Genomic DNA, 18,149 nt, shown 5'->3' with positions numbered 1-18,149 from the left:
AAGGCGCGGCAAGATAACGGCATGGTCACAGATCTACTCACGCACCGAGGGGGCCGCGGCGAGCCCATCGTCCTGGTGCACGGCTTGATGGGCCGTGGCAGCACCTGGTCACGACAATTGCCGTGGTTGACGGGTCTGGGTGCGGTGTACACGTACGACGCGCCGTGGCACCGGGGGCGTGACGTCGTGGACCCGTATCCGATCAGCACGGAGCGGTTCGTGGCCGATCTCGGTGATGCCGTTGCCGTGCTGGGCCGGCCGGCGGCGCTGGTGGGCCATTCCATGGGCGCGTTGCACTCCTGGTGTCTGGCGGCCGCCCGGCCCGAGTTGGTCAGGGCGGTGGTGGTCGAGGACATGGCTCCCGACTTCCGGGGCCGCACCACCGGCCCGTGGGAACCGTGGGTGCATGCCCTACCGGTCGAATTCGGCTCGGAGCAAGAGGTTTACGACGAATTCGGGCCCGTGGCCGGGCGGTACTTCCTGGAAGCGTTCGACCGGACGGCCACCGGCTGGCGGCTGCACGGGTATCCCCAGTGGTGGCTGGACATCGCCGCGCAGTGGGGGACGCGGGATTACTGGCAGCAGTGGCGCGCGGTGCGGATCCCGGCGCTGCTGCTGGAGGCGGGCAATTCGGTGGCGCCACCCGGGCAGATGCGCGAGATGGACGAGATCGGCCGGGCGACAACGTATCTGCACATCCCTGGTGCCGGACATCTGATCCACGACGACGAGCCGGACGTGTACCGCGAGGCCGTGACGGGTTTTCTAACGACGCTCACCTAGGGCACCGGCGCTCGGCCAGACCGGATGCTGCTCGAACCGGGTTCGCACCGCGTCGAGATCCGCTTCGGCGCGGTAGGACTCGTAGTCGGGCTGGTGAATGTCGAACACGTCGAGGCGGAACCGCAGGATGTTGTCGCGGTGCGCGGCCCAACTCACGGCGGCGGCAACCGCGATCGGCGAGATCAGGATCAGCAAGGCGAGTGCAACGGTCATGGCAGTAATCGTCGCAAGGCATATATCCAGCCAACAGTGGCAGTACTGACACCTTGGGATAAAATACGGCCATGCTGCGGAGTGTCTCCACCCTGGTGCTCGATGGCCTGGCCATCTTCGAATTCGGGGTCATCTGCGAGGTGTTCGGGATCGACCGGTCGGCCGACGGGGTGCCGAATTTCGACTTCAAGGTGTGTGGCCCCGAGCCGGGAAAGCCGCTACGGACGTCCGTCGGCGCCACCCTGACCCCCGAACACGGACTCGATGCGCTGCAGGGGGCGGATCTGGTGGCGATCCCGGCCATCGGCGGCTCCGATTACCTGCCCGAGGCGCTGGACGCCGTGCGCGCCGCAGCCGATGCCGGGTCCATCATCCTGACGGTGTGCTCAGGGGCCTTTCTGGCCGGGGCGGCGGGACTGCTCGACGGCAGGCCGTGCACCACGCACTGGATGCACGCCGACGCCCTGGCCCGCAAACATCCCACCGCACGAGTGGATCGCAACGTCCTGTTCGTCGACGACGGAAACCTGATCACCAGCGCGGGTACGGCGGCCGGTATCGATGCCTGCCTGCATCTGGTGCGCCGCGAACTCGGCAGCGAGGTGACCAACAAGATCGCCCGGCGGATGGTGGTCCCGCCGCAGCGCGACGGTGGCCAGCGCCAGTTCATCGATCAGCCGATTCCGGTCCGATGTTCGGAAGGCTTTGCCCCGCAATTGGATTGGATCATGGACAACCTGGACAAGCCGCACACCGTGACCACTCTGGCCCGGCGTTCGGCGATGTCCACCCGGACCTTCGCCCGCCGGTTCGTCGAGGAGACCGGCACCACCCCCATGCAGTGGATCACCGATCAGCGGGTGTTGTTCGCGCGGCGGCTGCTCGAGGAGACCGATCTGGACATCGACCGAATCGCCGGGCAAGCCGGATTCGGCACCGCCACGCTGCTGCGCCATCACTTCCGCCGCGTCATCGGCGTGACTCCTTCGGACTACCGACGTCAATTCGCCTGCACGGCAGACGAGCCCGGAGATGTCGAAGCCACCGCATAGTCCGTTCGAAGGCCGTCGCGGGCCCGCCCGGCCCGCGCCGCACGGTAGGCGATGGACGGCCGGAACAGGCGGGTCGGAGCGTCGATCATCCCGGTCACCCGGGTGAGTGCGGTCGTGACCGCCGGGTCGCGTTCGGCGGCGGTCATGACGCGACCGAGATAGGCGTTGCTCAGCCGCATCGACCACGGGCGCGGCCCGATCACCTCGGGTAACGCCAAATCGGAGCCGACGGCCGTCTGCCACGCCACTCGGAGTTGGCGCGCAGCCGCGCTGAAGAACCGCGGCGCCAGGTTGCGCGCCCCCTGCCGCAGGCACTCGCGCAAGATGGTCGACTCGATCGCCGCCAGCGTCATCCCCTGGCCGTAGATCGGATTGAAACTGCAGATCGCGTCACCGATCACCAGCAGGCCGTCGGGGAATTTGCGCATCTTGTCGTAGCGGCGCCACCGGTTCGACGGCACCCGATAATGCGCGACCTCGCCGAGGGGTTCGGCGTTGCGCACCGCGGCGAGCGCTTGTGGCGGCACGAAACCTTCGCCAAAGTCCAACATTTCAGTGAAGTTGGCGGGTGGTTCGAGGCCAGCCATGATGCCCTCGGTGAGCATCCAGATGTTGTTCTCGTAGCCGATCAGCGCCCAGGTCGTGGGGCGGCCGGGTTCCGGGAAGATCGCCACCAGGTGTTCGGGAACGGCGTCGGCGGACATGGCGAGCATCTGACTCGCATAGGCCAGCCGCACCATGAGTTCGTCTTCCCGGGGTCGTGGATATCCGAGGTCGGCCAAGAAGGTCGGTGTGCGTGAGCCGCGCCCGGTGGCGTCCACCACCAGGTCGGCTGCCAGCTGGGTCGGCGCCCCCTCGGTGCGGTCCTGCACGACCACGCCGGTCACTGCGGCGCCATCGGGTGTGGCGGTCAGCCCGCGCACATCGTGGCCGGGCAGAATCGAGATGTTGTCGATCGCCGCCAGCCGTCGACGCACGCTCCACTCCAGAAACGCGCGGCTGGGGTAGTACTGCGTAGGTGCCGACGGAGCGATCCCGGAACGCGAAAACAAATGGCCGCCAACCGAAATCCACAACTTCGACAGATCGCCGTCGTCCCACTTGCCGACCCCGCCGGCGATGAGCTCATCGAGGAACCCGGGGAACAGCTCGTCCAGAATCGCCGAACTGCGGGCCAACAGCGCATGGGCGTGCCGGCCCTGCGGCACCCCTCGCCGGTTCTCGGCGGTGTCCGGGATGTCGTCGCGTTCGACGATGGTGACGGTCCGGTAGTGCTCGGCGAGTACGCGTGCGGCCAGCGCACCCGCCATGCTCGCGCCCAACACCACCGCATGCCCGTCTGGTCGAGTCATAAAAGCAGTGTTCAGCGGGTCAATCCGGGCGGATAGAGTACCGACCTACCTCAGTTCGCACGCGCTCCTGCGTCGCGTGCATCGTCACCTTCGCCCGCAAGCGCGAAGCGGCCATCGACCGTCTGCTCCACCAAACCGTCGACCAGTAGGGAATCCAGCGCCCGGTCACGCTGAGCCGGATCGGACAGCCAGGCCACGTCCAACTGGCTCCTGGTTACCGGAGAGGTGCTGGCGCGCAAGACATCCAACAATTTTCCGCGCACCTGGCGGTCGGTGCCGGCATACCGCTGCACCCGGCGGGCGATGGTGGCCGCGGGGTAGCCGGCCGATCGCCACCGGCAGCTGCTCAGCGGGCAGTTCCCGCACCGTGGTGAGCGGGACGTACACACCACCGCGCCCAACTCCATCAGCGCGGCCGAGAACGTCGGCGCCGTCGCGTCCGGCGGCAGCAGTGCGGCCACGTCGTCGAGGTCGCGGGCCCGCGCGGGGGCGTCGGCCTGGCCGTGCAGTACCCGCGTGACCACCCGGCGCACGTTGGTGTCGACCACCGGAACACTTGCCCGGTAGGCGAAGCAGGCCACCGCCCGCGCGGTGTAGGCGCCGATACCGGGCAGGCTGAGCAGGGTGTCGACGTCCGTGGGCACCTCGTCCCCGTACTCTTCGGCGATCACCACGGCGCACTCGTGCAGCCGCTTGGCCCGGCGTGGATAGCCCAATTTCCCCCAGGCCCGCAACACCTCGGCCGCCCCGGCGGCCGCGGTCGCCGACGGGGTGGGCCACCGGTCGATCCAGGCCAGCCAGATCGGCTCGACGCGGGCCACCGGTGTCTGCTGCAGCATGAACTCGCTGACCAAGATCTGCCACGCAGAAACGCCTGGTCGGCGCCATGGCAGGTCGCGCTGGGCAGATTCATACCAACCTACTAATTCGCCCGCGTCGATGCTCATCGGCGGCTCATGCAGAATGGTTGATATGCCCAACTCGAACCCAGTGTCCGCATGGAAAGCACTCAAGGACGGTAACGCCCGCTTCGTGGCAGGCGAACCGCAGCATCCCAGTCAGGACATCGCGCGCCGCGCCAGCCTGGCGAACGGGCAGAAGCCCACTGCCGTGGTGTTCGGCTGCGGTGACAGCCGCGTGGCCGCCGAGTTGCTGTTCGACCAGGGTCTCGGCGACATGTTCGTGGTACGCACCGCGGGCCATGTCATCGACAACTCGGTGCTGGGTTCGATCGAATACGCGGTGTCGATCCTGAACGTGCCGCTGATCGTGGTGCTCGGCCACGACAGCTGCGGTGCGGTCCAGGCCGCCATCAACGCCCTCGACGAGGGAACGGTGCCCGGCGGTTACGTCCGCGACATCGTCGAGCGGGTGACCCCGTCGATCCTGATGGGTCGGCATGCCGGTCTGAAGCGGGTCGACGAGTTCGAGGAATACCACGTCAACGAGACGGTGTCCCAGCTGAAGCTGCGCTCGGCGGCAATCGCCGACGGGCTTGCCGCAGGCACCCAGGCGATCGTCGGCGCCACCTACCACCTGGCCGATGGGCGGGTGGAGCTGCGCAGTCACCTGGGCGACATCGGCGAAGCCTGACGACACGCCGGGTCGCCTCGAACAACTAGGGATGACCTGGGCTTACCGTGAAACCCGTGTTGGATCTCGAGCCCCATGGGCCACTGCCCTCGCAGATTTACTGGCGGCGCCGGGCGCTGGCCATCGGAATCGCGGTAGTCGTCGTGGGGATCGTTGCCGCGATCGTCGCGGTGATCGTGACCAGTAACTCCGGTGCCGAGTCAAAACCTGCGGGAGAGCCGGCTGCCAGCGCGGCCCCACCGACCCCGTTGCCGGGGGAGAACCCCGAGGTGAAGACCCCGGTGGTGCCACCGGCGCAGCACGCACCGCCGCCGACGGCTACGCCGACGGCGGCGGTGACACCGCCCCCGCTGCTCAAGGAGGGGGACGACTGCCCGGATTCGACGCTTGCCGTCAAGGGCATCACCAGCCAACCGGAGTACGTCGTCGGCGATCAGCCGAAGTTCACCATGGTGGTCACGAACATCGGCCTGGTGGCCTGCAAGCGTGACGTGGGGGCCGCGGTGCTGGCCGCCTACGTTTACTCGCTCGACAACAACCGGCTGTGGTCGAACCTGGACTGCGCGCCGTCCAACGAGACCCTGGTGAAGACCTTCAATCCGGGTGAGCAGGTGACCACCGAGGTCACCTGGACCGGTATGGGGTCGGCGCCGCAGTGCCCGATGCCGCGGCAGCCGATCGGGCCGGGCACCTACAACCTGATGGTCCAGTTGGGCAATCTCAGATCGGCTCCGGTGCCGTTCATCCTGGCTCAGGCCAACCCGCAGCAGCCCGGGCCGCCTGTCGAGGGTGCGCCGCCGGCAGCGCCGGGCGCACCGGGTAACTGACGCTCAGGCCAGTCGGTCGGCGATGGTCGACTCGGCCAGCAGTGACAGGCCCTCGCGGATGTGCCGGGCCCACATGGAACCGATGCCGTCCACGGACTGCAGGTCATCAGCGCTGGCGGCCAGCAGCCCCTGCAGCGAGCCGAACGACCGGACCAGCAGATCGACGTGGGCGAACTGCAGGCGCGGGATGCCGGCCATGGCGCGGTAGCCGCGTGAACTCATCGCCGAATCCTGGGCCTCCGCGGTCGATGGGTAGCCGAAAACCCTTGCCAGCGTGGTGAAGTCGAGCAGTTCGCTGTCGGTCAGCGCGTCGAGTTCGTCGAGTGTGGCATGCACCTGCGCGGCGGTCGGTGGGTCGGGAAGGGCGTGGTAGTCGCGCACGATCAGCTCGCGCGCGGCCTCGTTGTCCCCGAGCAGTTCGTCGAGCTGCAGTTTGAGCTGGCGTCCGTCGGTGCCGAGCTCGACCACGTCGGCGTCGATCTCCAGGCTGATCCGGCGCACCATCTCCAGGCGCTGCACCACGGTCATGACGTCGCGCAGTGTCACGAAGTCCTCGATCTCGGCGGTGGACAGCTGCTTGCTGACCTCGTCGAGCCGGCCCTTGTAGCGCTCCAGCGTGGCGATGGTCTGGTTGGCCCGGGACAGGATGGTGGCCGAATCGGGCACCACGTGCCGCTCGCCGGCGACGTAGACGGTCACGATGCTCATCGAATGGCTGACCGAGATCACCGGGTAACCGGTCTGGATCGCGGTGCGCTCGGCCGAGCGGTGCCGGGTCCCGGATTCGTCGGTGGGGATCGACGGGTCCGGCACCAGCTGGACGTTCGCCCGCACGATCCGGCTGCCGTCGCTGGACAGCACCACCGCGCCGTCCATCTTGGACAGCTCGCGCAGCCGGGTGGGCGCATACCGCACGTCGAGGGCGAACCCGCCATCGCAGATGGCTTCCACGCTGTCGTCGTAACCCAGCACGATCAGCGCGCCCGTCTTGCCGCGCAGGATGCGTTCCAGGCCGTCGCGCAGTGGGGTACCGGGCGCCAGCCGCCCGAGTGTTTCTCGTAGCGTCGGCCGCGCCAGATGCACGACGGTGCGGCTGGTCCTGGCACCGGAGTTCACGGCCATCTGCTCTCCTCGGGTCGGCCGCTATTGTCCGTGATCGGATCGATTGCTGGCAATCGCGATGTCTTTGAGTGCCCGTAATGCCGCCCCGATGTGATCGACGGTGATGACGCGCAGCCCCTTGGGCACACTGGTGACCCCGGGCGGCACCACGGCAATGGTGAACCCCAGCCGGGCCGCCTCGGCGAGCCTGCGGTCCATGCCGGTGACCCGGCGCAGATCACCGACGAGACCGACCTCGCCGATCGCCACCGCGTTCATCGGCAACGCGATGTCGAGATAGGCCGACGAGATCGCCACCGCCACGGCCAGGTCGGAGGACGGGTCGGTCAGCCGCATGCCGCCCACGGTGGACAGATAGATGTCGCTGTTGCCGATCGGCAGGGCGCATCGGGTCTGCAGCACCGCGCCGATCATCGCCGCGCGGGCCGAATCGATGCCGCTGACGACGCGACGCGGCGGCCCCACCGGCGGGGCGACGAGCGCCTGCACCTCCCCGATCATGGGGCGCTTGCCATCGAGCGTGACCGTGATGGCGGTTCCGGGCACGGCGGCCGGGCGCTGGTCCAGGAACAGGCCGGACGGGTCACTGACGCATTCGATTCCGTTGTCGTGCATCTGAAAACAACCGACCTCGTCGGCGGCGCCGAACCGATTCTTGACCCCGCGCACCATGCGCAGGCTCGAAGCGTGATCCCCCTCGAAGTGCAGCACCACGTCGACCAGATGCTCCAGTGACCGCGGGCCCGCAATGGCGCCGTCCTTCGTCACGTGACCGACCAGGATCATGGCCACCGCCGGATCTCCGACGGCGGTCTTGGCGTAGCCCGTCAGCGCCGTCGTCACCGCCCGCACCTGCGTCACCCCGCCCGTCACGCCGTCGGCCTCGGTGGTGGACATGGTCTGCACCGAGTCGACGATGACCAGGCTGGGCTTGACCTCGTCGATGTGACCGAGGGCGATCTGCAGATCGGATTCGCCTGCCAGATAGACATTGTCGTGCGTGCAGCCGGTGCGTTCGGCACGCAACCGGATCTGGCCCGCGGACTCCTCCCCGGACAGGTACAGCGCGCGGCGGCCGGTGTGTGCCCAGCGGTTGGCCACCTCGAGCAGCAGCGTGGACTTCCCGACGCCGGGCTCCCCGGCGAGCAGCGTGACCGAACCGGCCACCAGGCCGCCGCCGAGAACCCGGTCCAGTTCGGTGACCCCGGTCGCGTAATGGCGGGTGATGCCCGGATCGATCGAGGTGATCGGCACCGCGGGGGACGTCGGGGCCACCGAGCGGCGGGCCGCACCGCCCACAGAAGCGAGTACGGCTACCTCGTCGACCGTTCCCCACGTGCCGCAGTTGGCGCAGCGGCCCACCCATTTCGGGGTGGTGTGCTGACATTCCGAGCAGCGGTATTGCGAACGTACTTTCGAACCGGCCACGCAGCGACAGTAACGGTTGGCGCCGACATCGACAGTCAGGCGCAGCCGGTCGGGATACGCAGCCTCAGGGAAAACCCTCGGCGACTAGTGGTGGCCGCCCTCGCCGCCGGCCTCGGCAGCCTCTTCGGGGGACTCTCCGGCCTTGTTCCGGCGGGGTGCCTCACCGGCCGAGATCGGCACGGCCACGGTGGTCTCACCGTTGGAGAACTTGAACGTGAAGTCGTAGAGCAGGCCGTTCGACACCGGCTTGGACAGCGTCACCTTGGCGGTGGCGCCATCGGCGGCCTCGGTTTCCTCCAGAGGCTTGAGCTGGCCGTCGGGCTCGCCGACGACGAGGGTGCCGCCGGCCGGGACCGTCTGGTCGCCCGTCAGTGCGACGTCGCCGACATTGGACGTGATCGAGATGAGCTTGTTCGGCGCCTCGGTGGAACCGTTGGCCGCGACGAACAGCAGTTCGGCTTCGGAGCCCGGCTCGACGTAGTCCTTCTGCTGCGGGGCACGCAGGTGCACGTTGCGCAGGGCGATCTCGCCCACCTGTGCGTTGACGCCGTTGACGGCGGGCTCCTGCGTCGCCGTCTGGGAGACCTGCCCGGCGCTGCAGCCGGTGAGAACGGCTGCGGTCAGGCCACATGCGGCCAGACCGGTCGAGGCGCGCATTGCGAAGCGGTTCACTCAAGCCTCCTGAGCTGGGTCGGCGTACTTCGACTATGCAGAGTAGTAGGTGAGTGTCGCGGGTGGAATGCGAGGGCTTCCAGACGGCTGCTCGGGTGCCCGGTTCGACGCCCTCCGGATGGCCGTTCCACGGGTGTGACACGCGCACAACGTCTTTGCGGGGCGGTCCGTTTCAGCCCGCCGACGGCCACCGCGGTTGCACGGTTTCGTCACCGTGTCAACCCCTGCTCTTCACCTGCGGTGCCCCTGACCTGCATAGTTGGTGCGCACGTGATCGCGGCCCGTGTTAGGATGGACTAGCGAAAGGGGCTCGAATCAGATGATTTTCAAGGTCGGAGACACCGTCGTCTATCCACACCACGGTGCTGCGTTGATCGAGGCGATCGAAACCCGGACGATCAAAGGCGAGCAGAAGGAATATCTCGTCCTGAAGGTCTCCCAGGGGGATCTGACCGTTCGAGTGCCCGCAGATAATGCCGAGTATGTCGGTGTCCGCGACGTCGTGGGCCAGGAAGGCCTCGACAAGGTTTTCCAGGTGTTGCGTGCGCCGCACACCGAAGAGCCGACCAACTGGTCGCGCCGCTACAAGGCCAATCTGGAGAAGCTGGCCTCCGGTGACGTGAACAAGGTTGCCGAGGTGGTTCGCGATCTGTGGCGTCGGGATCAGGAACGCGGTCTTTCCGCGGGTGAGAAGCGAATGCTGGCGAAGGCTCGGCAGATTCTGGTGGGCGAGCTTGCGTTGGCCGAGAACACCGATGACGCCAAGGCGGAGACCATCCTCGACGAGGTTCTGGCTGCCGCGTCCTGACGCGTCGTGGCAACAACTGTCGCGGTCGTCCCGGCCGCCGGCTCTGGTGAGCGGCTCGGCGCGGGCAGGCCGAAAGCATTCGTCAATCTGGGGGACAAACCCCTGCTGGAGCATGCTCTCGACGGGCTGCTGGGCTCCGGGGTGATAGACCGGGTCGTGGTCGCGGTGCCGCCGGCGCGTACCGACGAGGCCATGTTGGTCTTCGGCGCGCGGGCACAGATCGTGGCCGGGGGACCGGACCGGACCGAGTCAGTGGCGTTGGCTCTGGCCGCCGCCGATGACGCGGATTTCGTACTCGTTCATGACGCCGCACGGGCGCTGACGCCGGCGAGCCTGATCAGTCGGGTGGTCGCGGGGCTGGCGGACGGCCACGCTGCCGTCGTCCCCGGCCTGCCACTGGCCGACACCATCAAGGCGGTCGACGCCAACGGCGCGGTGTTGGGCACGCCCGAGCGGGCCGGTCTCCGGGCCGTCCAGACGCCACAGGGTTTCCGTGCCGACGTGTTGCGCCGCGCCTATCAACGAGCCGGTACGGGTGCGGTGACCGACGACGCCTCCCTGGTCGAACAGATCGGCACTCCCGTGCAGATCGTCGAGGGCGACCCGTTGGCCTTCAAGATCACCACTCCCTTGGACCTGGTGCTCGCCGAGGCTGTGTTGGCGCGCGGGGCATGACGATCGCATGTTGATTCCATGTTGATTCCAAGGGTCGGCCTGGGAACCGACGTCCATCCGATCGAGCCGGGGCGGCCTTGTCGGCTGCTGTGCTTGGAATTCGAGGGCGCAGACGGCTGCGCGGGCCATTCCGACGGCGACGTGGCCGCGCACGCCTTGTGTGATGCGCTGCTCAGCGCGGCCGGGCTCGGTGACCTCGGTGGCGTCTTCGGCACCGACCGGCCGGAATGGCGCGGCGTGACCGGCGCCGACATGTTGCGTCACGTCCGCGGGCTGGTGCAGGCCGCAGGCTTCGAGATCGGCAACGCCACGGTGCAGGTGATCGGAAACCGGCCCAAGATCGGGCCGCGCCGGGACGAGGCCCAGCGGCTTCTCACCGAGCTGATCGGGGCGCCGGTGTCGGTGTCGGCCACCACCACGGACGGGCTCGGGTTGACCGGCCGGGGTGAAGGATTGGCCGCGATAGCCAGCGCTTTGGTGGTTCCTGCCGAATAGGCCGGTAAGCTGGCACGTCGTGACCGATCGCGCTCAAGCCGTCGCGTCGGGGTCTGCCTCCGATTTGCGGCTGTACGACACCATGGCGGGTGCCGTACGAGATTTCGTACCGCTGCGGCCGGGGCACGCTTCGATCTACCTGTGCGGTGCCACCGTCCAGGGCTTGCCGCATATCGGTCATGTCCGTAGCGGAGTCGCGTTCGACGTGTTGCGCCGCTGGCTGACCGCCAATGGGTATGACGTTGCGTTCATCCGCAACGTCACCGACATCGACGACAAGATCCTCAACAAGGCGGCTGACGCCGGCCGGCCGTGGTGGGAGTGGGCCGCGACGTACGAGCGGGCGTTCAGCGCCGCGTACGACGCGCTGGGCGTGCTTCCGCCGTCGGCTGAGCCGCGGGCCGCCGGCCACATCACCCAGATGGTCGAGCTCATCGACCGGCTGATCGAGCGGGGCCATGCCTACGCCCAGGGCGGGGACGTGTACTTCGACGTGCTGAGCCTGCCCGAGTACGGAGCGCTGTCCGGCCACCGGATCGACGATGTGCATCAGGGCGAGGGGGTGGCCACGGACAAGCGCGATCAGCGCGACTTCACCCTGTGGAAGGGCGCCAAGCCCGGTGAGCCGTCGTGGCCGACGCCCTGGGGCCGGGGTCGGCCCGGCTGGCACACGGAGTGCGTGGCGATGTGCGAGGCCTATCTGGGTGCGGAGTTCGACATCCATGCCGGCGGGATGGACCTGGTCTTCCCGCATCACGAGAACGAGATCGCCCAGGCGAAGGCAGTCGGTGACGGTTTCGCCCGGTACTGGCTGCACAACGGCTGGGTCACCATGGGCGGCGAGAAGATGAGCAAGTCGCTGGGCAACGTGCTCTCGATTCCGGCTGTGCTGCAACGGGTTCGGGCTGCCGAACTGCGCTACTACCTGGGCAGCGCGCACTACCGGTCGATGCTGGAGTTCTCCGAGAACGCCCTGCAGGATGCGGTGAAGGCCTACAGCGGCATCGAGGACTTCCTGCACCGGGTACGCAACCGGGTCGGTGCCGTCGCCGTGGGCGACTGGACCCCGAAGTTCGCCGCCGCGCTCAACGACGACCTCGCGGTCCCGATGGCGCTGGCCGAGGTGCACGCCGCCCGCGCCGAGGGCAACCGCGCGTTGGATGCCGGTGATCACGACGGCGCGATGGCACGGGCCACGTCGATTCGGGCGATGATGGGCATCCTGGGCTGCGATCCGCTCGACGAGCGCTGGGAATCCCGCGACGAGACCTCGGCCGCGTTGGCTGCCGTGGACGAACTGGTGCAGTGGGCGCTGGCCGGCCGGGCCGAGGCCCGGACCAATCGTGACTGGGCGGCGGCCGACGCCATCCGAGATCGGCTCAAGGCGGCCGGCATCGAGGTCACCGACACCGCTGACGGTCCGCAGTGGGCGCTGGTGGACGGGAACGGAGCGTAGATGGCCGGGAATTCGCAGCGGCGCGGCGCAGTGCGCAAGCCGGGGACGAAGAAGGGGCCCACGGTCGGGTCCGGCGGCGTACGTCGCCGCGGTCTGGAGGGCCGGGGGGCCACGCCGCGCGCAGAGCAACGTCCGCACCACCCGGCTGCCAAGAAAGCCGCCAAGGCGGCGCGTCAGGCGCAGGGCAGGCACCGCAAGACCGACGACACCGAGTTGGTGCTGGGCCGAAACCCGGTGGTGGAGTGCCTGCGGGCCAAGGTGCCCGCGACCGCGCTCTACGTCGCGCTGGGCACCGAGGCCGACGAGCGGCTCACCGAATCCGTCCAGATCGCTGCCGACCGCGGTATCTCGATCCTCGAGGTGCAGCGCCACGATCTGGACCGGATGAGCAACAACGCGTTGCACCAGGGCCTGGCGCTTCAGGTGCCGCCCTACGACTACGCGCATCCCGACGACCTGCTGAAGGCTGCCCGCGATTCCGGGGAGCCCGCGCTGCTGGTGGCACTGGACAACATCTCCGATCCGCGCAACCTCGGTGCCATCGTGCGCTCGGTGGCTGCATTCGGCGGTCACGGTGTGGTCATCCCGCAGCGCCGTTCGGCCTCGGTGACCGCGGTGGCCTGGCGCACCAGCGCCGGCGCCGCGGCCCGTACCCCGGTGGCGCGGGCGACGAATCTGACTCGCACGCTGAAGAGTTGGGCTGACGCCGGCGTACAGGTGGTCGGCCTGGATGCCGGGGGCGACACCACGCTGGACGAGCTCGAGGGCTCCGGGCCGATGGTCGTGGTGGTCGGTTCGGAGGGCAAGGGTCTGTCACGGCTCGTGCGCGAGAACTGCGATGCGGTGGTCTCGATCCCGATGGCCGGACCGACGGAGTCGTTGAACGCCTCGGTGGCTGCCGGTGTGGTGCTCGCCGAGATCGCCCGCCAGCGCCGAAGCCTCTAGTCCCCACCGCGAGCAGACATAAAACTGCCCAAAATCCTTCCGAAATAGGCAGTTTTGCGTCTTCTCGTCAGAGGAAAATGCGCAGGCCGACCCACAGCGCCAGCACACTCGCCACCAGGGTGAGCGGCACCGTCGCCAGTCCGATCCAGCTGAACTCCGTGGCTTTGGCGGGCAGGCCGTCGCGATGGACAACCCTGCGCCACAACAGGTTTGACAACGATCCGACGTAGGTCAGATTGGGGCCCACGTTGACCCCGATCAGCACGGCCAGCACCGCGGCGGGTCCGGCGGCGGCCACCAACGGCAGCAGCACGAGTACCGCCGGCAGGTTGTTGACCAGATTGGCCAGCACTGCCGCGATGGCGGCGAGCGCCAGCAGCTCCGGTAACGAACCACCCATCGGAAGCATGTCGCGCATGATGCCGTCGAGTCCGTTGCGCACTACCGCGTCCACCACCACACCCAGGCACAGGACGAACGCCAGGAACGGCAGGTTGACGGCACGCGCGATGCCGCCAATGGTGCTGCGGCGCTGGGCCAGGCTGCGCACGCCGAGAACGAGGGCCCCGCCCAGCGCCGCCCACGCCGGGGACACGTCGAAGGCCGACGTGACGACGAAACCCGCCAATGTCAGGCCCAGTACGGCGAGAACGAACACCGGGATCTCGGACGGGGGCGGGGTGATCTCGGCGGCCGGGCGGCTCAGTTCTCGGCGGAAAAGCAGGCGCAGCAACACGAACTCGACGGCGATGGCCGCCAGCCAGGGCAGTGCCATCACGGCGCTGAACTGGACGAAGGAAAGCCCGGCCATGGCGAACGCCAGCAGGTTGGTCAGGTTCGACACCGGAAACAGCAGGGAGGCGGTGTTGGCCAGATGCGCGCTGGCATAGGCATGCGGCCGCGACGGTATCGACAGTGTGCGCGCCGTGGCGAGCACCACCGGGGTCAGCAGCACGACGGTGGCGTCCAGGCTCAGCACCGCGGTCGTCGTCGCGCCGATGACGAACACCCGGGTCAGTAGGCGCCGGGGATCGCCTCGGCTGGCGCGGGCCATCACGGTGCCCGCGGCGTGGAACAGTCCCTCGTCGTCGCACAGGTGCGCCAGCACCAGCACCGCCGCCAGAAAGCCGACCACCGGCAGTAGGCGGTTCACTTCGGCCAATGCGTCGGGACCTGAGATCACCCCGAGCGCGATCAGCAATCCGGCCGCGGGTACCGCCGCGACCGCTTCGGGCCAGCCGTTGGGGCGCGCCAGCGCGAAGGCCAACACGATGGCCAGCGCGATGAGCGCCAGGATCAGCGCCAGGGGTCGGCCCGATCCCACAGCGTCGGCAGGTGCAGGCGCACCTGGTCGACGTCGGCGAGTCGGGTGAGCACCTGCATCGAGACGTCCAGGTCGTCACCCGCGAAAGGCAAGGCGCGCAACGGTTCGTGCAGCGGGCGGAAGAAGTCGTCCCAGTGGATCAGGACCACCCGCCGTGCCCCGACCGCACGCACGGTGTGGGTCCAATAGTCGATCAGGTACTGCTCGGGTTGCAGGCCGAGTTGGCCGACGCCGAGATAGACCACGTCGGCGCGTTGCCCGTCCAACGCGCCCGGCACCGCTCCGGCGCTGCCGACGATCAGCACGCGGCGGCCGCTGGGCTGATGATGCACGAGCGTCGACCAGGCCTCGCCGCACCGATAGGCCGAGACCTTGACCGGGGGCATGACGGGTTCGGTGATGTCGCCGGGAAACCGGTCCGGCGGGCAGTGTTCGGACTCGAACAGCGTGACCTCGTAGGCGCCGAGAGACACGGCTTCTCCTGGGGTGACGGTGACGATCCGGTCCGGGGCCAGGCCATGCCCGACGCCGACCTGCGCGGTAGAGGTGCCGCCCACCAGTCGGGCGCCGGTGCGCTCGGCCACGACGGCGGAATCCATGGCGTGGTCGAAGTGGGTGTGCACGGGCAGCACGGCTTCGAGCTTGTCGATCCCGAGCCGGGCCAGGCAGCCGTCGATGCGCGGTAGGGACGGTGCCAGCTTGCGCAGGACGACTCGTCCCAGCGGCGGTCTGGAAAAGAAGCCGTCGGTCAGGATCGCCGAGGTGCCGTCGTCGACCAGCAGTGTGCTGACCCCGGCCCAGGTGACCGTGACCGGGGATTGTGGTGTGCCCGACGGCACGTCGAAGAACCGCGCGTACGGCGCGAGGTCGGGTCTGCCGGGCTTGAGCCGCATGGACCCACCCTAGAGCCGGCTCCTAGCCGTAGCGACGACGGAACTTCTCCACCTGGCCGGCCGAGTCGATGTGCCGGGCCGAGCCGGTCCAGAAGGGATGGGAATCGCTGGTGACGTCGACGACGATCAGCGGGTAGCTCACGACGCCGTCGGCAGTGGGCCAGTCGATGGTGCGCTCGCTGGTGGCCGTCGACCGGGTCAGAAACTGCGTGCCGGTCGCGGCGTCCTGAAACACCACGGGGTGGTAGTCGGGATGGATGCTCGGTTTCATGGTTGTCCTCCTTCATGGTGGCCGGGAATCACCGGTTCGTCGGCACCGGCCTGGTCGTCGCACGGATCCTCGTGCCAGTCGCCGAACGGGTCGGGAAAGTGGGCCCACGTGGCGGGATGGGCGAGTTCTTCGTCGGTGAGCAGGGCGCCGCGGAGCGCGGCGTGGATCTCGTCCGGACGGGCGCCGCACACCAATACGGTCAAAGACACGTGGCGGTCACCGAAGTCGCTGTCCCAGTCGATCGCGGCCATCGCCAGCCGTTCGGGGTCGACGTAGGCCCTCTCACTGGGTTCCATGGCGGCCAGCCATCGCCCGGCATTGCTGAAATGCAGTCCACCACCGGCAGATTCGATCCACATCACGTCATCCGGGCGGTTCGCCAGCCAGGCCCGGCCGCGGGCGCGCACCACTCCGTCGAGCAGCAGGTCGATGGCGGCGTGCAGTCGCAGCGGGTGGAACGGGCTGCTCGCGGTGAACTCCAGCAGGCCTACCTCGCCGTCGGGTTCCAGTGGTGGCTCGCCCGCCAGCAGCGGGTCGTGTGGTGAGGCGATACGACCACGCCGGCTGTCGGATTCGAGATGCGCCAGTGCGAGTTCCACGCGCTCGGTGCCGACGGTGAGGCGGGCACGAGGGACAAGCCGGCGTAACACCGCCAGCGCGGTGGCGTCGGGTTCGGTGAGGACCAGCACGTCGGCGAACTCGGCCTGGCCGACGACCACCTGGGCGACGGTGCGTCCGTCGGCCAGTTCGTCTTCACCGATGGCCTGAGGTAGCCAGAATTCGGTGTCCACGCAGGTGATGACCGCCTCGATGCTGACATCGCGGGAGGCCGGTCCGTCGATGTACCCGGGCCCGACGTGCACGCGGATGTTCTCTATGGCCCAGCACACCGGTTCGGGTTCGAGCCAGCCCATCAGGGCCACCACGATGCGGGTGACGTCGCTGCGCCGGTGCAGGCGACGCAGGAGCACCAGCAGGTCGTCCCGGATCGTGCACGACACGCAGCCATGGGCCAGTTCCAAGGGCCACTGTGATGTTCCGTTGTCGGCGGTGACCGACCGCAGGACCACCTGGCCGTCAAAGGTGTGACGGACCAGGGCGGTGCCAGGTCTGCGACTCAACTCGGCGGCCACACCATCGACGTCGCCTTGACCGGCGACCAGCACGACAGGGGTGCGCATCTCGCCTCCCAACTAGCTATTGAAAACGATTATCATTATGTTTAAGTCACGTTACCCCATTCGAAGGAGGCTCATGTCAGCCCACTGTCAGGTCACCGGGCGCATGCCCGGATTCGGCAACACGGTGTCGCATTCGCACAAGCGGAGTAGCCGGCGCTGGAACCCGAACATCCAGAACAAGACGTATTACCTGCCGTCCGAGGGGCGCCGGATCCGGCTTCGGGTGAGCGCCAAGGGAATCAAAGTGATCGACCGCGACGGTATCGAGGCGGTCGTGGCACGTCTGCGCAGTCGGGGGGAGAAGATCTGATGGCCCGCACCGACATTCGGCCCATCGTCAAACTGAAGTCGACGGCCGGCACCGGCTACACCTACGTCACCCGCAAGAACCGCCGCAACGACCCGGACCGGATCGTGCTGCGCAAGTACGACCCGGTGATCCGCAAGCACGTCGACTTCCGCGAGGAGCGCTGATGGCCAAGAGGTCCAAGATCGTCAAGAACGAGAAGCGCCGCGAACTGGTGGCGCGCTACGCCGAACGCCGGGCCGACCTCAAGGAGATCATCCGGAATCCGCTGAGCACGCGCGAGGAGAAGGCCACGGCCGTCTCGGCGTTGCAACGGTTACCCCGCGACTCGAGCCCCGTGCGGCTGCGTAATCGTGACGCCGTCGACGGCCGGCCCAGAGGTCACTTGCGCAAGTTCGGTTTGTCCCGAGTTCGGGTGCGGCAGTTGGCGCACCGCGGAGAGTTGCCCGGGGTGCGGAAGTCGAGTTGGTGATGACGAAGAAAAATCCCCGGAAGCGCCCTCCGGCAACCGAACTGAAGAAGCCGAGGCGCAACCAGCTCACCGCGCTCGGCGTGACGCAGGTGGACTACAAGGACGTCCAACTCTTACGCACGTTCATCAGTGAGCGCGGCAAGATCAGATCACGACGAATCACCGGGCTCACCCCGCAACAGCAACGTCAGGTCGCCACGGCGATCAAGAACGCCAGGGAGATGGCGCTGTTGCCGGTCACCAACGCCCGCTGAGGCGATCCGTTTACGGGCGACTGCGG

Annotated in this window: 23 protein-coding genes; 13 read left to right on the top strand and 10 right to left on the bottom strand. The window is 68.1% G+C overall.

What is annotated here, in order from left to right; translation table 11 throughout:
* The first annotated feature begins 21 nt into the window (after positions 1–21).
* On the top strand, positions 22–783 hold the full coding sequence (locus tag A5740_RS27130) for an alpha/beta fold hydrolase (RefSeq protein ID WP_076199366.1): 762 nt from the start codon (positions 22–24) through the stop codon (positions 781–783).
* On the opposite strand, the gene A5740_RS27125 is transcribed toward A5740_RS27130, so the two are convergent.
* Positions 766–996: a hypothetical protein gene (locus A5740_RS27125; RefSeq protein ID WP_076199364.1), complete on the bottom strand. Its 231-nt coding sequence runs from the start codon at positions 994–996 to the stop codon at positions 766–768. The two genes, A5740_RS27130 and A5740_RS27125, sit on opposite strands and share 18 nt — an antisense overlap.
* Positions 997–1,067: 71 nt before the next feature.
* On the opposite strand from A5740_RS27125, the gene A5740_RS27120 reads away from it, so the two are divergent.
* On the top strand, positions 1,068–2,048 hold the full coding sequence (locus A5740_RS27120; RefSeq protein WP_076199362.1) for a GlxA family transcriptional regulator: 981 nt from the start codon (positions 1,068–1,070) through the stop codon (positions 2,046–2,048).
* Here A5740_RS27120 and A5740_RS27115 read toward each other — a convergent pair.
* On the bottom strand, positions 1,997–3,400 hold the full coding sequence (locus A5740_RS27115) for an NAD(P)/FAD-dependent oxidoreductase (protein WP_139335373.1): 1,404 nt from the start codon (positions 3,398–3,400) through the stop codon (positions 1,997–1,999). The two genes, A5740_RS27120 and A5740_RS27115, sit on opposite strands and share 52 nt — an antisense overlap.
* A gap of 50 nt (positions 3,401–3,450) precedes the next feature.
* Positions 3,451–4,347, bottom strand: a complete 897-nt coding sequence (locus A5740_RS27110; protein ID WP_076199358.1) for an A/G-specific adenine glycosylase — start codon at positions 4,345–4,347, stop codon at positions 3,451–3,453.
* Between the two features lie 25 nt (positions 4,348–4,372).
* Between A5740_RS27110 and A5740_RS27105 the strand changes: the two genes are divergently transcribed.
* Positions 4,373–4,993, top strand: coding sequence for a carbonic anhydrase (locus A5740_RS27105; protein WP_076199356.1), 621 nt, complete (start codon positions 4,373–4,375; stop codon positions 4,991–4,993).
* A gap of 56 nt (positions 4,994–5,049) precedes the next feature.
* A complete protein-coding gene (locus A5740_RS27100; RefSeq protein WP_175616377.1) occupies positions 5,050–5,820 on the top strand; it encodes a hypothetical protein in 771 nt (256 codons plus the stop codon).
* A 3-nt stretch (positions 5,821–5,823) separates the two neighbouring features.
* Here A5740_RS27100 and disA read toward each other — a convergent pair whose 3' ends face one another.
* The 3 genes from disA to A5740_RS27085 form a co-directional block, all read right to left on the bottom strand.
* Complete coding sequence (gene disA, locus A5740_RS27095) at positions 5,824–6,903, bottom strand: DNA integrity scanning diadenylate cyclase DisA (protein WP_175616381.1); 1,080 nt, start codon at positions 6,901–6,903, stop codon at positions 5,824–5,826.
* A gap of 60 nt (positions 6,904–6,963) precedes the next feature.
* Positions 6,964–8,370: a DNA repair protein RadA gene (gene radA / locus A5740_RS27090; RefSeq protein WP_076199350.1), complete on the bottom strand. Its 1,407-nt coding sequence runs from the start codon at positions 8,368–8,370 to the stop codon at positions 6,964–6,966.
* An 84-nt stretch (positions 8,371–8,454) separates the two neighbouring features.
* Complete coding sequence (locus A5740_RS27085) at positions 8,455–9,042, bottom strand: hypothetical protein (RefSeq protein WP_076199348.1); 588 nt, start codon at positions 9,040–9,042, stop codon at positions 8,455–8,457.
* A 319-nt stretch (positions 9,043–9,361) separates the two neighbouring features.
* Between A5740_RS27085 and carD the strand changes: the two genes are divergently transcribed.
* The 5 genes from carD to rlmB are packed head-to-tail and all read left to right on the top strand — an operon-like array spanning position 9,362 to position 13,421.
* The gene (gene carD, locus A5740_RS27080; protein ID WP_003882506.1) at positions 9,362–9,850 is read left to right on the top strand and encodes an RNA polymerase-binding transcription factor CarD; all 489 of its coding nucleotides are present in this window, start codon (positions 9,362–9,364) and stop codon (positions 9,848–9,850) included.
* Between the two features lie 6 nt (positions 9,851–9,856).
* Entirely contained in the window at positions 9,857–10,525 is a 669-nt protein-coding gene (ispD, locus tag A5740_RS27075) for a 2-C-methyl-D-erythritol 4-phosphate cytidylyltransferase (protein WP_076199346.1), read from the top strand.
* Between the two features lie 18 nt (positions 10,526–10,543).
* Positions 10,544–11,020 (top strand): 2-C-methyl-D-erythritol 2,4-cyclodiphosphate synthase, encoded by a 477-nt coding sequence (ispF, locus tag A5740_RS27070; protein ID WP_076199344.1) that lies wholly within the window; start codon positions 10,544–10,546, stop codon positions 11,018–11,020.
* A gap of 19 nt (positions 11,021–11,039) precedes the next feature.
* The gene (cysS, locus tag A5740_RS27065; protein WP_139335372.1) at positions 11,040–12,476 is read left to right on the top strand and encodes a cysteine--tRNA ligase; all 1,437 of its coding nucleotides are present in this window, start codon (positions 11,040–11,042) and stop codon (positions 12,474–12,476) included.
* On the top strand, positions 12,477–13,421 hold the full coding sequence (rlmB, locus tag A5740_RS27060; protein WP_076199342.1) for a 23S rRNA (guanosine(2251)-2'-O)-methyltransferase RlmB: 945 nt from the start codon (positions 12,477–12,479) through the stop codon (positions 13,419–13,421).
* 67 nt (positions 13,422–13,488) lie between these two features.
* Here rlmB and A5740_RS27055 read toward each other — a convergent pair whose 3' ends face one another.
* From A5740_RS27055 to mrf, 4 genes are read right to left on the bottom strand one after another with little or no spacing between them, the layout of a single operon-like run.
* Complete coding sequence (locus A5740_RS27055; protein ID WP_076199470.1) at positions 13,489–14,721, bottom strand: SLC13 family permease; 1,233 nt, start codon at positions 14,719–14,721, stop codon at positions 13,489–13,491.
* Positions 14,718–15,638 (bottom strand): MBL fold metallo-hydrolase, encoded by a 921-nt coding sequence (locus tag A5740_RS27050; protein WP_076199340.1) that lies wholly within the window; start codon positions 15,636–15,638, stop codon positions 14,718–14,720. Before A5740_RS27050 ends, A5740_RS27055 begins: the two co-directional genes overlap by 4 nt.
* 22 nt (positions 15,639–15,660) lie before the next feature.
* Positions 15,661–15,909 (bottom strand): type B 50S ribosomal protein L31, encoded by a 249-nt coding sequence (locus A5740_RS27045; RefSeq protein ID WP_076199338.1) that lies wholly within the window; start codon positions 15,907–15,909, stop codon positions 15,661–15,663.
* Positions 15,906–17,090 carry a ribosome hibernation factor-recruiting GTPase MRF gene (gene mrf, locus A5740_RS27040; RefSeq protein WP_076199336.1) on the bottom strand — a complete coding sequence of 395 codons (1,185 nt, stop codon included), beginning with the start codon at positions 17,088–17,090 and terminating at the stop codon, positions 15,906–15,908. The genes A5740_RS27045 and mrf overlap by 4 nt, the downstream gene beginning before the upstream one ends.
* A 73-nt stretch (positions 17,091–17,163) precedes the next feature.
* Between mrf and rpmB the strand changes: the two genes are divergently transcribed.
* Genes rpmB through rpsR form a run of 4 tightly spaced genes read left to right on the top strand, consistent with a single transcriptional unit; the run spans position 17,164 to position 18,123 of the window.
* Positions 17,164–17,400, top strand: coding sequence for a 50S ribosomal protein L28 (gene rpmB, locus A5740_RS27035; RefSeq protein ID WP_076199334.1), 237 nt, complete (start codon positions 17,164–17,166; stop codon positions 17,398–17,400).
* Positions 17,400–17,564, top strand: a complete 165-nt coding sequence (gene rpmG / locus A5740_RS27030) for a 50S ribosomal protein L33 (protein ID WP_076199332.1) — start codon at positions 17,400–17,402, stop codon at positions 17,562–17,564. Before rpmB ends, rpmG begins: the two co-directional genes overlap by 1 nt.
* Positions 17,564–17,869, top strand: coding sequence for a 30S ribosomal protein S14 (gene rpsN, locus A5740_RS27025; protein ID WP_076199330.1), 306 nt, complete (start codon positions 17,564–17,566; stop codon positions 17,867–17,869). Before rpmG ends, rpsN begins: the two co-directional genes overlap by 1 nt.
* Positions 17,869–18,123 carry a 30S ribosomal protein S18 gene (rpsR, locus tag A5740_RS27020; RefSeq protein ID WP_076199328.1) on the top strand — a complete coding sequence of 85 codons (255 nt, stop codon included), beginning with the start codon at positions 17,869–17,871 and terminating at the stop codon, positions 18,121–18,123. The genes rpsN and rpsR overlap by 1 nt, the downstream gene beginning before the upstream one ends.
* The last annotated feature ends 26 nt before the right edge of the window (positions 18,124–18,149 follow it).

This window comes from Mycobacterium sp. GA-1841 (assembly GCF_001954135.1).
Taxonomy (GTDB): domain Bacteria; phylum Actinomycetota; class Actinomycetes; order Mycobacteriales; family Mycobacteriaceae; genus Mycobacterium.
The sequence above is the reverse complement of the archived record's forward strand: the minus strand, read 5'-3'. Positions and strand labels throughout refer to the sequence as shown.